Annotated in this window: 14 protein-coding genes; 10 read left to right on the top strand and 4 right to left on the bottom strand. The window is 44.2% G+C overall.

Features of this window, described 5'->3' with window-relative positions:
- Positions 1–24 precede the first annotated feature (24 nt).
- From R7Q39_RS24325 to R7Q39_RS24280, 10 genes are all read left to right on the top strand, one after another.
- Positions 25–654 carry a 3'-5' exonuclease gene (locus tag R7Q39_RS24325; protein ID WP_005382363.1) on the top strand — a complete coding sequence of 210 codons (630 nt, stop codon included), beginning with the start codon at positions 25–27 and terminating at the stop codon, positions 652–654.
- A 237-nt stretch (positions 655–891) separates the two neighbouring features.
- Positions 892–2,844, top strand: coding sequence for an acetate--CoA ligase (gene acs / locus R7Q39_RS24320; protein ID WP_005386359.1), 1,953 nt, complete (start codon positions 892–894; stop codon positions 2,842–2,844).
- Positions 2,845–3,147: 303 nt separating this feature from the next.
- Positions 3,148–3,597: a type II 3-dehydroquinate dehydratase gene (aroQ, locus tag R7Q39_RS24315; RefSeq protein WP_005382360.1), complete on the top strand. Its 450-nt coding sequence runs from the start codon at positions 3,148–3,150 to the stop codon at positions 3,595–3,597.
- A gap of 61 nt (positions 3,598–3,658) precedes the next feature.
- Positions 3,659–4,120 (top strand): acetyl-CoA carboxylase biotin carboxyl carrier protein, encoded by a 462-nt coding sequence (gene accB / locus R7Q39_RS24310; protein ID WP_005386355.1) that lies wholly within the window; start codon positions 3,659–3,661, stop codon positions 4,118–4,120.
- Between the two features lie 14 nt (positions 4,121–4,134).
- Complete coding sequence (gene accC, locus R7Q39_RS24305; RefSeq protein ID WP_005382509.1) at positions 4,135–5,478, top strand: acetyl-CoA carboxylase biotin carboxylase subunit; 1,344 nt, start codon at positions 4,135–4,137, stop codon at positions 5,476–5,478.
- 165 nt (positions 5,479–5,643) lie between these two features.
- Positions 5,644–6,531 (top strand): 50S ribosomal protein L11 methyltransferase, encoded by an 888-nt coding sequence (gene prmA / locus R7Q39_RS24300; protein WP_065274944.1) that lies wholly within the window; start codon positions 5,644–5,646, stop codon positions 6,529–6,531.
- Between the two features lie 139 nt (positions 6,532–6,670).
- Positions 6,671–7,639, top strand: a complete 969-nt coding sequence (dusB, locus tag R7Q39_RS24295) for a tRNA dihydrouridine synthase DusB (protein ID WP_005382505.1) — start codon at positions 6,671–6,673, stop codon at positions 7,637–7,639.
- Positions 7,640–7,662: 23 nt separating this feature from the next.
- The gene (gene fis, locus R7Q39_RS24290) at positions 7,663–7,959 is read left to right on the top strand and encodes a DNA-binding transcriptional regulator Fis (protein WP_000462885.1); all 297 of its coding nucleotides are present in this window, start codon (positions 7,663–7,665) and stop codon (positions 7,957–7,959) included.
- A gap of 249 nt (positions 7,960–8,208) precedes the next feature.
- Positions 8,209–8,412 carry a helix-turn-helix transcriptional regulator gene (locus R7Q39_RS24285; RefSeq protein WP_074534750.1) on the top strand — a complete coding sequence of 68 codons (204 nt, stop codon included), beginning with the start codon at positions 8,209–8,211 and terminating at the stop codon, positions 8,410–8,412.
- A 190-nt stretch (positions 8,413–8,602) separates the two neighbouring features.
- Positions 8,603–9,178 carry an inovirus-type Gp2 protein gene (locus R7Q39_RS24280; protein ID WP_206971020.1) on the top strand — a complete coding sequence of 192 codons (576 nt, stop codon included), beginning with the start codon at positions 8,603–8,605 and terminating at the stop codon, positions 9,176–9,178.
- A 132-nt stretch (positions 9,179–9,310) separates the two neighbouring features.
- Here R7Q39_RS24280 and R7Q39_RS24275 read toward each other — a convergent pair whose 3' ends face one another.
- The 4 genes from R7Q39_RS24275 to R7Q39_RS24260 form a co-directional block, all read right to left on the bottom strand.
- Positions 9,311–9,715: a hypothetical protein gene (locus tag R7Q39_RS24275; RefSeq protein ID WP_318076978.1), complete on the bottom strand. Its 405-nt coding sequence runs from the start codon at positions 9,713–9,715 to the stop codon at positions 9,311–9,313.
- 110 nt (positions 9,716–9,825) lie between these two features.
- Complete coding sequence (locus R7Q39_RS24270; protein WP_029855171.1) at positions 9,826–11,046, bottom strand: tyrosine-type recombinase/integrase; 1,221 nt, start codon at positions 11,044–11,046, stop codon at positions 9,826–9,828.
- 287 nt (positions 11,047–11,333) lie between these two features.
- Complete coding sequence (locus R7Q39_RS24265) at positions 11,334–12,491, bottom strand: MFS transporter (protein WP_149192314.1); 1,158 nt, start codon at positions 12,489–12,491, stop codon at positions 11,334–11,336.
- Positions 12,488–14,059, bottom strand: a complete 1,572-nt coding sequence (locus R7Q39_RS24260) for an ABC-F family ATP-binding cassette domain-containing protein (RefSeq protein ID WP_149192313.1) — start codon at positions 14,057–14,059, stop codon at positions 12,488–12,490. Before R7Q39_RS24260 ends, R7Q39_RS24265 begins: the two co-directional genes overlap by 4 nt.
- Positions 14,060–15,048: the final 989 nt, after the last annotated feature.

The raw sequence follows: 15,048 nt of genomic DNA, 5'->3' as shown, positions 1-15,048 counted from the left end.
TCATAAATCACAGAGGCGTAAGCAATGAACTGGTTACAACGCAAATACTGGCATTACAAATTGAAAGGCTCGCCTTATCAGTCGCTGTTTTGCACGCCAGATAAAACAGAATACGTCTCTCTTGACTGCGAAACCACCAGCCTTGACCCAAATCGCGCCGAGCTGGTGACTATTGCAGCCACCAAGATCATCGACAACCGCATCATCACCAGTCAACCATTTGAAGTCCGCTTACGCGCGCCGCAATCGCTCGACTCTGGCTCGGTCAAGATCCATCGAATTCGCCACCAAGACTTAGTCGATGGCATCAGTGAAAAAGAGGCGCTGCTCGAGCTGCTCGACTTTATCGGCAACCGACCACTTGTGGGCTATCACATTCGTTACGATAAAAAGATCTTAGACCTTGCTTGTCTGAGGCAACTTGGCTTCCCACTTCCTAACCCACTCATCGAGGTCAGTCAGATTTATCACGATAAGTTGGAACGACATTTGCCGAATGCCTATTTCGACTTAAGTCTGGATGCCATTTGTAAACACCTCGAACTTCCTATCCAAGACAAACACGACGCCTTGCAAGACGCGATTTCTGCCGCTTTGGTCTTTGTCCGCTTAACGAAAGGCGATTTACCCAACCTAACCGCACCGTATACATAAAAATCAGTTGACCTAGCTCCCAGAAATACTTTTGTTTCAGCGATTTCCCGGCGCTTCTATCACTCTCATCCTAAAGTCTAATTGTGGAAATACGCGCGGTGACTGACAGTTATAAGCACAACGTCGTCATTACCACGACCAAGTTATTTAGAACCAAAAAACAGCCCTACAAAAATATATTCAAAATCTTATCTAGATTGGTGTAAGGCCGAGAAATAAGGCACAAGGAGAGAAGCCATGAGCGAAGCCCACGTTTATCCGGTAAAAGAAAATATTAAAACTCATACACACGCGGATAATGATACTTACTTAGCCATGTATCAGCAGTCGGTAACCGATCCAGAGGGCTTCTGGAACGAACACGGCAAAATCGTTGATTGGATCAAACCTTTCACCAAAGTAAAAAGCACTTCTTTCGACACTGGCCATGTTGATATTCGCTGGTTTGAAGATGGCACACTGAACGTCTCGGCTAACTGTATTGACCGTCATCTTGCAGAACACGGGGATGACGTCGCCATCATTTGGGAAGGCGATGATCCAGCCGACGACAAAACACTCACTTTCAACGAACTGCACAAAGAAGTGTGTAAATTCTCCAACGCATTGAAAGAGCAAGGCGTACGCAAGGGCGACGTGGTGTGTCTATACATGCCAATGGTGCCAGAAGCTGCAGTGGCTATGCTCGCTTGTACCCGTATTGGTGCGGTTCACACCGTAGTATTTGGCGGTTTCTCACCAGAAGCGCTATCCGGCCGTATCATCGACTCTGACGCTAAAGTCGTGATCACCGCAGACGAAGGCGTACGTGGCGGACGCGCTGTTCCACTGAAAAAGAACGTGGATGAAGCACTAACCAACCCAGACGTAAAAACCATCAATAAAGTCGTCGTGCTTAAACGTACAGGTGGTGATGTTGAATGGCATGAACACCGTGATGTTTGGTGGCACGAAGCAACAGCCAACGTTTCTGACGTTTGCCCACCAGAAGAGATGAAAGCCGAAGACCCGCTGTTCATCCTCTACACATCTGGCTCGACAGGTAAACCTAAAGGCGTACTACATACTACAGGCGGTTACCTCGTCTACGCGGCAATGACCTTTAAATATGTCTTCGATTATCAACCAGGAGAAACCTTCTGGTGTACCGCGGATGTGGGCTGGATTACAGGCCATACTTACCTAATTTATGGTCCACTAGCGAACGGGGCCAAAACCATTCTGTTTGAAGGTGTTCCAAACTACCCAAGCACGGCTCGTATGAGTGAAGTGGTTGATAAGCACCAAGTGAACATTCTCTACACTGCGCCAACCGCTATTCGTGCACTAATGGCAAAAGGTAACGAAGCGGTAGCAGGGACATCTCGTTCAAGCTTACGTGTGATGGGTTCAGTAGGTGAGCCTATCAACCCTGAAGCGTGGGAGTGGTACTACAAAACGATTGGTAACGAGAGCTCGCCTATCGTTGATACTTGGTGGCAAACAGAGACCGGCGGTATCTTAATTGCACCACTACCAGGCGCAACAGATTTAAAACCAGGCTCAGCAACTCGACCATTCTTCGGAGTCCAACCTGCACTGGTTGATAACATGGGCAACATCATTGAAGAAACCGCAGCAGAAGGTAACTTGGTGATCCTTGATTCATGGCCAGGTCAGATGCGTACTGTTTATGGCGACCACGAGCGCTTTGAACAGACCTACTTCTCAACCTTTAAGGGAATGTACTTTACTAGTGATGGGGCTCGTCGTGACGAAGACGGTTACTACTGGATCACGGGCCGTGTTGATGACGTACTAAACGTGTCGGGTCACCGCATGGGTACCGCTGAAATAGAATCGGCTCTTGTCGCACATCATAAAATTGCTGAGGCCGCTATTGTGGGCATTCCGCATGATATCAAAGGCCAAGCTATCTACGCTTACATTACCTTGAACGATGGTGAATTCCCGTCAGCAGAGCTACACAAAGAAGTGAAAGATTGGGTGCGTAAAGAAATTGGTCCAATTGCAACACCAGATGTACTGCACTGGACGGATTCCTTACCGAAGACTCGTTCTGGTAAGATCATGCGTCGAATCCTGCGTAAAATTGCAACGGGTGATACTAGCAACCTCGGAGACACATCAACGCTTGCCGATCCGAGCGTTGTAGATAAACTTATCGCAGAGAAAGCAGAATTGGCATAAATTCAACCAACTGTTTTAAAAGCACTTTAAAAACCGCCATCACTCATGGCGGTTTTTTGCTTTAGTGCACAAATTGGCCACACAAAAAATATGGCAATTATGTTGTTTTTGTTAACTTGGTTACAGAAACGAGAGTGGCTATTAGGAGATTAGACCAGTAAATTGCTGCTAATTGCTATGAATTAGCTATAATCTTGGTCGATTTTTTAAAATTTGCTCGGTTTTAACAAAAAAATCGTGCTGAACTATCGTATATTTGGGAATATAAACGTTCCACTCACGATAAGGGAAGATAGCAACACAATGTCTGCAAAGTCACGGATTCTTGTTCTAAACGGACCAAATCTTAATCTATTGGGTCTGCGCGAACCGACACACTATGGTCACAGTACCTTAGCTCAAGTTGTGGATACTCTTACAGAGCAAGCCCATAACGCTGGGGTAGAACTGGAACACCTACAATCAAATCGTGAGTACGAACTGATTGAAGCCATTCACGCTGCCTATGGCAAGATTGACTTCATCATCATCAATCCAGCGGCTTTCACTCATACTAGTGTGGCGCTGCGAGATGCATTACTTGGCGTCGCCATCCCATTTATTGAGGTGCACTTATCAAATGTGCACGCACGTGAACCATTCCGTCATCACTCTTACCTGTCAGATAAAGCAGAGGGTGTGATTTGCGGTTTAGGCGCACAAGGTTATGAATTTGCTCTGTCTGCAGCGATCAATAAGCTTCAGGCAAAGTAACCCTAACACTCTGCAACCCTACGAGGGTTGTCTTAATCACAAGATAAAAGAGAAAGAAAAGATGGATATTCGTAAAATCAAGAAGCTAATTGAGTTAGTTGAAGAGTCTGGCATTGCTGAGCTAGAGATCTCTGAAGGTGAAGAGTCAGTGCGCATCAGCCGTCATGGCACTGCAGCCCCTCAAGCACCAATTCACTACGCAGCAGCTCCAGCGGCGGCACCTGCTCCAGTAGCAGCGGCACCAGTAGCGGAAGCGCCAGCAGCAGAAGCTCCAGCAGCAACACCTGCAGGTCACCAAGTTCTTTCTCCAATGGTTGGTACTTTCTACCGCTCTCCAAGCCCAGACTCTAAAGCATTCGTAGAAGTGGGTCAGAAAGTAAATGCTGGCGATACTCTATGTATTGTTGAAGCAATGAAAATGATGAACCAAATCGAAGCGGACAAATCTGGCGTTGTTACAGCAATCCTAGCTGAAGACGGCCAACCAGTTGAATTCGACCAACCTCTTGTTGTAATCGAATAAGCGGGGCTTGCCTTATGCTAGACAAAGTAGTCATCGCGAACCGAGGTGAAATTGCACTTCGTATTCTTCGCGCTTGTAAAGAATTAGGTATTAAGACCGTCGCTGTTCACTCAACAGCGGACCGCGATCTTAAGCACGTACTACTCGCAGACGAAACCGTATGTATCGGCCCTGCTCGTGGTATCGACAGCTACCTAAACATTCCACGCATCATTTCTGCAGCAGAAGTGACTGGTGCTGTGGCTATCCACCCAGGTTACGGCTTCCTGTCTGAGAACGCAGACTTCGCAGAGCAAGTTGAGCGCAGTGGTTTCATCTTCGTTGGTCCAAAGGCAGACACTATCCGCCTAATGGGCGATAAAGTATCTGCTATCAATGCAATGAAGAAAGCAGGCGTTCCTTGTGTACCGGGTTCTGACGGCCCTCTAGACAATGACGAAGAGAAAAACAAAGCATTTGCTAAGCGCATTGGTTACCCAGTAATCATCAAAGCATCTGGCGGCGGCGGCGGTCGTGGTATGCGTGTTGTTCGCGCAGAGAAAGACCTTATCCAAGCTATTGCAATGACACGTGCTGAAGCAAAAGCGGCGTTCAACAATGACATGGTTTACATGGAGAAATTCCTAGAAAACCCTCGTCACGTTGAAGTTCAGGTTATTGCTGACGGTCAAGGCGGCGCAATCCACCTTGGTGAGCGTGACTGTTCAATGCAACGTCGTCACCAAAAAGTAGTGGAAGAAGCTCCAGCACCTGGTATCACAGAAGAAATGCGTAAGTACATCGGTGAACGCTGTACTCGTGCATGTATCGAGATCGGTTACCGCGGCGCAGGTACGTTTGAATTCCTATACGAGAACGGTGAGTTCTACTTCATCGAAATGAACACTCGTATTCAAGTAGAGCACCCAGTAACAGAGATGGTTACTGGCATCGACCTAATCAAAGAACAGCTTCGTGTTGCAGCGGGTCAGCCTCTGTCATTCACTCAAGATGATATTAAGATCCGTGGCCATGCGATTGAGTGTCGTATCAACGCAGAAGACCCTGAGCGCTTCCTACCATCTCCGGGTAAGATCGAGCGTTTCCACGCTCCTGGCGGTATGGGTGTACGTTGGGAATCTCATATCTACACAGGCTACACAGTTCCACCTCATTACGATTCAATGATTGGTAAACTGATCACTTACGGTGAGAACCGTGATGTAGCGATTGCACGTATGAAAAACGCACTGGGTGAGATGATCATCGAAGGCATCAAAACTAACGTGCCACTGCAATTCTCCATTATGAATGACGAAAACTTCCAACACGGTGGTGCAAACATCCACTACCTAGAGAAGAAGCTTGGCTTACAATAAGCCTAAGCAAACGTCTTAAAAAATGCCCACTCCCGTGGGCATTTTTGTTTTATATGTACGCGAAGGGCTCAACATATAAATCGGCTTATTTGGGTATATACTCAAACAAATCGTAGAGTTCTGGTAAACTCTGCGCCACTTCATTCACTTTAAGAGCAAAAACCAATGCCTTGGATTCAAATCAAACTCAACGCGACCAATGAAAACGCTGAGCAAATCGGCGATATGCTAATGGAAGAGACTGGCGCGCTGTCTGTTACATTCTTAGACGCGCAGGATACACCTGTATTCGAACCTCTACCTGGCGAAACTCGCTTATGGGGCGATACTGATATTCTGGCACTGTATGATGCAGAAGCAGACACTAACTTCATCATCGACCAAGTTAAAGCGAGCAACATGCTGGCTGACAATTTTGCTTACAAAGTAGAACAGCTTGAAGATAAAGACTGGGAACGCGAATGGATGGAAAACTTCCACCCAATGAAATTTGGTGAACGCTTATGGATTTGTCCAAGCTGGCGCGATATTCCAGATCCTGACGCTGTTAATGTTATGTTGGATCCAGGCCTTGCATTCGGTACGGGTACTCACCCTACAACAGCACTTTGTCTTGAGTGGCTAGAAAGCATGGACTTAAGCGGTAAGACCGTTATCGACTTCGGTTGTGGCTCAGGTATTCTTGCGATCGCAGCGATCAAACTGGGCGCTGAAAAAGTGATAGGGATCGACATTGATCCTCAAGCCCTGCTTGCTTCAAAAGACAATGCTGAGCGTAATGGCGTTGCAGACAAACTAGAAGTTTACTTACCGCAAAATCAACCTGAAGGTCTCGTCGCTGACATCGTTGTGGCCAACATCCTTGCAGGACCTTTACGTGAACTTGCACCTATCATCAAAGGGCTAGTTAAGCCAAATGGCGACCTCGCTATGTCCGGCGTATTAGACACTCAAGCTGAAGATGTTGCGAACTATTACCGTGACGAGCTTCACATTGACCCGATTGTTGAGCAAAGTGAATGGTGTCGCATCTCTGGTCGTAAGCAAGGCTAGACAAGGTTTTCAGAGCTAATTGTTTGAAATTCATACAATTTACAAAAACAATTTGTAAATGCTCAAATATTAGTCTTTTCACGCAGTGAAAAAATGCGTAAAATGCGCGCCCTTGCTGGTACAGAACTGTGATGACGTTTTGAAAATCGGAAACTATCAACTTAAGAACAATCTAATCGTAGCCCCTATGGCTGGTGTAACGGATAGACCGTTTCGCGAGTTGTGTCTTCGCTATGGTGCGGGAATGGCCGTCAGTGAAATGATGTCTGCTAACCCAAAACTATGGGGAACGTCAAAGTCGAAACAGCGCATGGTACACGAGGGCGAATCGGGCATTCGCTCTGTACAGATTGCGGGTTCCGATCCACAGCTTATGGCGGACGCAGCTCAATTCAGTGTTGAGAACGGTGCACAAATCATCGACATCAACATGGGCTGCCCGGCAAAAAAAGTGAATAAGAAGCTAGCGGGCTCTGCTCTGCTTCAATACCCAAACATTATCGAAGAGATTTTGAAAGCGGTCGTGAATGCAGTGGACGTTCCTGTAACGTTAAAGACTCGAACTGGCTGGGATACAGACAACAAGAACTGTGTCCAGATCGCTAAATTAGCCGAAAACTGCGGCATACAAGCTCTTGCTCTGCATGGCAGAACGAAAGCATGTATGTACAAAGGTGAGGCCGAATATGACAGCATTAAAGCGGTAAAAGAGGCGATTTCAATTCCGGTTATCGCGAACGGTGATATCGATAGCCCGGAGAAAGCCAAATTTGTACTGGAGTACACCGGTGCGGACGCTTTAATGATTGGACGCCCTGCCCAGGGTCGTCCTTGGATTTTCCAGGAAATCCATCACTATTTGGAAAACGGCACCACAATGGAGGAACTTCCAACTGAGGAAGTGAAAACCATTATGCTTGGTCATGTAAATGCTCTGCATGAGTTTTATGGGGAGTTCTTAGGTCCACGTATCGCGCGCAAGCACGTTGGGTGGTACCTGAAAGAGCATGAACAGGCAAGTGAGTTTCGCCGTACCTTCAACGCTATCGACGCAGCTCCGCTGCAAATTGAGGCGTTAGAAGGTTATTTTGATAACGTTGCATCATAATTAAGAGAAGAGCTAGACCGAATATGTTCGAACAAAATCTGACTTCAGAAGCATTAACAGTAACTACAGTAACGTCACAAGACCAGATTACTCAGAAGCCTTTACGTGACTCTGTTAAAGCGTCTCTTAAAAACTACCTTGCTCAACTAAACGGCCAGGAAGTAACAGAACTATACGAATTAGTTCTAGCTGAAGTTGAACAGCCACTACTAGATACTATCATGCAGTACACTCGCGGTAACCAAACTCGCGCAGCAACTATGATGGGTATCAACCGCGGTACTCTTCGCAAGAAACTTAAGAAATACGGCATGAACTAATTAAGTTTCACATCTCATTGATATTAAAGCCAATATTCGTAATGAATATTGGCTTTTCTCTTTTAAAACCCACAAAAAAACCCAACTACGTCAAACCACTTTCGTATAGCTTTTACTAAATCTAATCTCCTGCACAGCTATGTGCTTAAAGTTTTTTCATATGAGCTTTACTAAGATTAAATGAGAACTTCACCAAACAATTCTCAATGGCAACGTATAGATCCTCAACACGCACAAAGAGGAAAATATATGCACACCTTAGTAAACAAACCATTTGATAGATTACTAACCGTCAAAGAAGTATCAGCAATCATGGGACGCTCCCCTAAGACGCTCTGGCGCTGGTGGAAAGTAGAAAAACGATTCCCTGTACCAATCAAGTCAAGAAATCGTGCTCTAGGCTGGAGAGAGAGCCAGATAGAGCACTTCTTGAGCCAACATAGCAGTGATTAACCGCGGGTTGCTGTTGCTAAAATTATGTCCGAAATTGAGAACATTAAGCTAGTTTTATCAATGACAAGTTAGTCATCAAAGCCTGAAAGCACATAACATTAAACCGAAATAGGTGTGGGGTATTTATTAATATCCCTACCTTGCTTTTCACTTCCATTGGTTTAGAAGCAATCAAGAAACGTCAGCAGCCATGAGCCAATATACAAATAACCCATATATTTCAATCGATGGTATGCATTGGGAAGTTAACGTGGGAGCTAAGTGCCAGTATTTTATAAACCAAACTCGATTAAAGGCGATGATCCGCCAACTAAACCTCATGCAAGAAGCCTATGCTCGAGTTATCTGTATTTCATTTCAACTACATCTACCTGAAGGGGCGTATTCTGATGATAACAAATGTATAAGTAATTTCTTCCGGCACAGCAAGACACTACTAACACGAACTCACAAGCTCAAAAAAATTGGCTACTGCTGGGCAAGGGAGAGAAGTAAATCAAGTCAGCAACACTATCATATATGGCTCTTTCTTGAGGGTAGAAAAGTTCAATCTTCACACCGCATCATCGAGTTCTTAAAGAGTCAATGGAAAGAAATAACCATTGAAGGGAAACTAAGCGTTCCTGAACATTGTTACTACAAACTACATCGAGACAATATTCAACTCAAACGTGAGATCATCTACAGGCTGTCTTACCTTACTAAAGAGCGCTCTAAAGAAACAATCCACCAGCTAAAGAAGTATGGGTGTAGCAGACTATTGTAATTTTTATATATGTCAGTGGATCTAAATTACTAAGATTTCTATTTCTCAGGTGAGCATGTCGCCAGATGAGTATCTAGCTGTAGGGGGAGATAGGGTAGCCAACACCTTAGCTACCCTTGTACAGTGCAGTTTTTAATATGTATTGATGAGCTTACTTTCACCTTTGTACATTACAAATTCATCCGAAACCATACCATCTATAGAGGTGTTGTAGCTTTTATGTATAACACCATTATCTTGGCTAAAGTAGAAATTCGATGTTCCTCGTACATAGCCCCCATAACTGTTTTTGGCTTGATAAGTTGCTAAATAACACCAAGACGCCGAACCAGTAACATATGAGTATAGGTTACCTGTAAGCCAACACTTGTATTCACTGACAATTTTAAAGTTTTTCAAACTGTCAGGATCTTTTAAGCCCTCTCTAACTAAATTCATTAAGATCTCTTTATTAGCCTCAAGATCTAGCTTGATACCATGATCCATATCCTTGGGTGTAGACTGACATCCAACTAGCAACATCGATGACGACACCATAAGCGAAATCCAATACTTCACTGCAATTCAATCCTATTTAGTAAAATGATGGCGCAAAGATACATGCCGCGAAGTAAAGCATCAATTTTTTAATATGAAGTTTTGCTCACCTATTCACCTACAGCAGGTATAGATATATTTACAACATTATCTTGAACTTCCATTTCTAAAAGCTTGCTAAACCAGAGGTTTAAAGCTCTCCTTTTCTTTTCCAAGTGTTGTGATCGGTTGTAAATCCCCATCGTTCCTCCTAAAGCATGACCTAACATTTGCTCTACGATATAGGGTTCTACCCCCAAGTCGTTTAGCATTGTCGTGAAAGTCCTGCGAATATCATGGAGCGTCCAACTGTGTTCATGATTTAGCTTTTTCCAAAGCTTACCACCGAAACTAGAAACAGCTTCAGGGCGCTTTACATCTCCCAGAAGGTAGTCATTTGAACCACTATTTATTAGTAATTTAATGTAGCCAGCTACCTGTTCAGGGATTGGGCGCTGAATGGCGTTGCCTGTTTTGCTTTTATGCTTGGGAACTGTCCAAATTAAACTTTCCAAATCCCACTCATCAACCGTAGATAATCTAATTTCCTGCGTCCTGCACCCAAAAAGAATCAGTAGGTAAAACAGGTGTCTGTAATAAGGAGGGTTCTTTTCGTTTGAGGTCCACTTCCATACATCATGAAGTTCTTCCCACTCTAAAACCCTATCTCGCTTGTATTGCTTCTCACCTACATCTACCACGTTTAGATCATCGAGTGCGTGAGATACGGCAAAGTGCCTTACTCGACAGAATTTCAATGCTTGCTTGGCATTCTGAAGGATATAGCCTGATGCTTTGGGGGCGGCACGATGATAAGTACCATTAGTAATCGCATCAAAAACTTCAACCCAGTGCCTTGTCTCACATAGCTCTAATGGCAAGTGTCCTATTAATGGGTATACGTGCCTTTCAAATTGCGATCGGTGCTTATGGTAATTCTTACGACGCTTTTCAGCATAGTTCACCAACCAATACTCCAGAGCACCTTTGACTGTTACAACATCAATAGATTTTCTTTTTTCTAAATCTTTATGCAACTTAGGGTCTGTCCCCTTAGCAAGAATCTCATTGTACTTCCTAACCTTAGAGCGCGCTTCCAGTAGGCTCAAATTAGGATATTTCCCTAAAGCCAAATCTCTCGGTTTTCCGTTGTAGCGATAACGGTACACAAAAGACAAGACACCTGTTTTACGATGATAAACATACAAGCCATCACGATCTGACAACTTAATCGGTGACCTCGTATGCTCCTTTCCAAGCATGGATTTGAGTTTTGAATCAGTTATAGCCATATCAAAATCGTATCGAAATAATTTACTAAACTATACACACACCAAATAAAACCCACAATACAACCCAAAAATCTTTGAGAAAAACCAACACTAATTGAGAACAACCAAGAAAAACCCAGAACAAAATAAACAAAAAAACAATCAGTTAAAAACAAAATCGAGAAAACAAAAGATTAAATGAGATATAAAGATTGATAATACGGCATGAACTAAGACCGTTTTTCAAAAAGTATTTGGAACAAGCCGTTACCTTTTTAGGTAACGGCTTTTCTTTATCTACTAAAACACTACGAATAACGCTCACTTTGTGCAGTATTACCAACTGGCTTTAAGATAACCACTGCTGAGCCAAACAATAGCAAAGCCACGAAAGCGACACATTCATTGCCTACAGAATACGCGAAGCCCGCCAAGGCAGACCAAATCGCGACACCAAAGTGCATCATACTCATTCCAGAAGACATCAACACACCTCGATATTCATCAGATAAGTTTGCTATATGTGCTTGTAATGCTGGAGAACCAACCCCTCCAGCGAGAGACCAGAGCACTAGAGCTGGAAGATAAGCGGTAACCGTACTCATCTCATTTGAGAACACCCATGCACTGCAAGGTATGCACACCATTAAAGCCACTCGCATAACGGCTCGAGAGCTACCAAGCCAACGGCAAGCTCTCCCCACGCACATATTTCCAACCACACTCACGATCCCTAGAGCAGCATAAATAGCGCCCACCCAACCGAGCGCCAACTCGCTGGTATCTCGAATATGAAGGCCTATCAGGTTAAATACACCAATACCTCCCCCTAGGCCTAAACACATCGCTAGAATCGCCCTCAACGCGCATGGAAGATGAATGACGTCTGTGATAGGTGGCAGAGTATCTGACTTCTTGGACTCATTATGCTTGTTGTTCATGGACACTACGCTCATGGCACCGACAAAAAGAGCCGCCACGCCCAAAATAATAAAAGCGGCACGCCATGATAAAAGCTGGGTCAACAATGCTCCAATCGCCGGGCTAGTTATCATACCTAGCGTTAATCCCGCCTGAACCATCACAATTTGACGCATCGCTCTATTACCCTTCGCGTCTCCCGCTAACGCGAATGCAATTGGTAACATGCCTGCACTTGCAATACCAGTGATCACACGAGTTGCAATAGCAAGTTCAAAATCATGAACTATGCCCGTCGTAATAGACGCAACCCCAAATACAAAGCAAGCAGGCACCATGATACGAATACGCCCAGCTCGGTCTGATAAACGGCCCAGGTAAGGAGCGAAAATTGCTATGGCCAAACTATATGCCGTAATAAATAAGGTAACCTGACTCGGTTGAACACTTAAATCATTTCCGATAGGTTCAAGAATAGATCCAAGCATCAACTCATCAGCACCAACAAGAAAAGCAACGAGAAATAGGATAATGGACCGCATCATAGCTCCACCTCCTGTTCTGTTTCCGATTCAGCACAAGTGAGCAACGAAATATCTAAAACTCTATCAGGCCAAGATTGCAAAAATGCCTTCTCATGAGATACCACAATCACGCTACCGGAAAAGCGATGGAGAGCCTCTTTAAGCGCATTTTTACTGCTGCTATCCAAATGTGTTGTTGGTTCGTCCAACAGCAAAACATTGCATTTCTGAACCGATAAACAACACAGTTTCACCCGAGTTTGCTCACCACCGCTCAATGTATCTAAGTGGCGCTGCGTCTTATCCCCCATGATCCCAAAGCGAGCTAATAGCTTGCGTGACTCTTTGCTTGAGATTGTTGGCGCACAAGAGCACAGCTCCTGTTCAGGCGTGTTCTGAGGATGGCGCCAAGACAAACCTTGAGAAAAATAACCAATCATTGCACCTTTTGCCAATACCACCTCACCAGAGAGTGGCTCGATCTTCCCCATCAGGGTTTTAAGTAAGGTCGACTTACCCACGCCGTTAAAGCCAGCAACAACCAACTTTTCCCCGCGCGCTAACGTGATATCACATACTGGAAGCAGAGGCTGCTGATAACCGATCATCAACGCTTTTGCCTCAACCACATTCGGTTGCTCAATGGGCTGGTAAGCAAAGTCAAACGTCGATACTTTCTCTACATGATTCAGTTGAATACGTTCGATTTTATCCAGTCTCTTCTTACGCCCTTTAGCAAGACTGGCGTTAACTCCTGCACCATTTTGGGCAATAAATTTCTCTAACTTTCGAATTTCACTTTGCTGAGCCTTATATTGCTTTTCTAATAAAGCACCGTCGTGCTGCTTTTGCTGCATTGCTTTGACATAAGTACCGCTGTATTTTCGAACCGTTTGATAATCAATATCACAAACACTGGTCGCTACTTGATTAAGGAAATCAATATCATGAGAAACCAGTAAAACGGTGCCAATGTAATCATTGAGAAACGCGACTAGCCATTCAATGTGCGGAGCATCAAGATAGTTTGTCGGCTCATCAAGAATTAACACATCGGGGTTGCGAAGTAACAACTTGCCTAAAAGGACTTTGTGTCTTTGACCACCACTTAGCGAGACAAGCGGTGTATCTAAGCCAAATTGATAAATACCAAGACCTACAGCAACTCGTTCAATTTTGGTATTAATTGCATAGAAGTCTTCATCTTCTAAATATGCCTGTAGCCGAGCGACTTGGCTTAAAAGAGATGTAGAGTGAGACTCGGTCATCGCCTGATACAAAGTCCAAAGCTTCTGCTCGGCAGCGTATAAGTTCTCAAAAGCACTCTTTAAGCATTCATAAACCGTCAGCGCATTATCCATCTTAAAATGTTGCTCTAAATACCCCACCTCAAGGTTTGGTAACCAGTCAATGCAGCCCTTATCTGCAGATAATTCACCAATAAGCAATTTTAATAAGGTGCTTTTTCCAACGCCATTCGCTCCAGTGATACCTATTTTCTCTCCCACGTTAATACGAAAGGTCACGTTGTTGTATAATGTCTTATCGGCTATCTGATAAGACAAATTTTTAACTTGTAAAATACTCATGTTTTCAACCAAATAAAAAAGGGCCGGTGATCAATACCGGCCCTTATTTCAATACTGGGTAATGCTTTGTAGCTGCTTAACAGATACAAAAAGGCCGATGATGAAATATCACCGGCCATCTCTTCTCTTTTATCAGGTGTAGAGACGCCTGCGTATAACTTCAGCGAAGCTACCCACACATAAAACACCTGATGAAGATTAATTTAAGACTCCGAGCAACACTTCATCGCGTTTTTTGCACGGAGTTCAGCCTTCTTACAAAGCTTTTAAACAAGAGATATAACATGATTTACTGTCGAAAAAACACTCGATGTGAAGCGTACACCTTTAGAATAAAAAGTACCAGATAATTATTAAAACTATCGTGACTTACACGAAGGTCCACTGAAAGAAGACTTTTCCTCAGTCAATGTGCTAGGTGAACGACTTACTCAGCAAACACAGCTATGAGAGCACCTATACCGCTCACGTTATACGAATGTAGTGGTGGCTTTGTAGGTTGGAGAGGGTTAGAGGGAAGAAGTAGCGAATACACTTTAAGACACTGGCTTAAATAGATCGACAAAACAAAATCCATGTTTGGAAAGTTTTAAATGCGCTGAGTTTATATTAATAAGCGCCTATGGCTAAATCAAAACATCTAAAGCAGAGAAATCTCCCCCGAAAATAACATAACCTAGTGAATAAATTTTCCAGGTAATAATAAAGGAAGCTTTGGTAAGTAAGCATAAGGGCTGAGAACTAGCGCTCGATACTAGGACCCGGTTCAGTAGAAACCACACAAAACTGAGTTCCACTTCACTCATAACAGGGCTTAGAAAGCATCGCCAGAGGGAAGCCTGCCTCTAGATGCAAGGTTTCAATATGAAAGTGGGTTTAAGGTAAGTCAGTTAACCAAAACGAAAAAAGCCCCAGTCTTTCGACTGAGGCTTAATATAAGTGGCGGAGTGGACGGGACTCGAACCCGCGACCCCCGGCGTGACAGGCCG

Origin of the sequence: Vibrio sp. 947 (assembly GCF_033339115.1) — a bacterium.
Lineage (GTDB): Bacteria > Pseudomonadota > Gammaproteobacteria > Enterobacterales > Vibrionaceae > Vibrio > Vibrio alginolyticus.
This window is presented reverse-complemented; position numbering and strand designations above follow the sequence as displayed.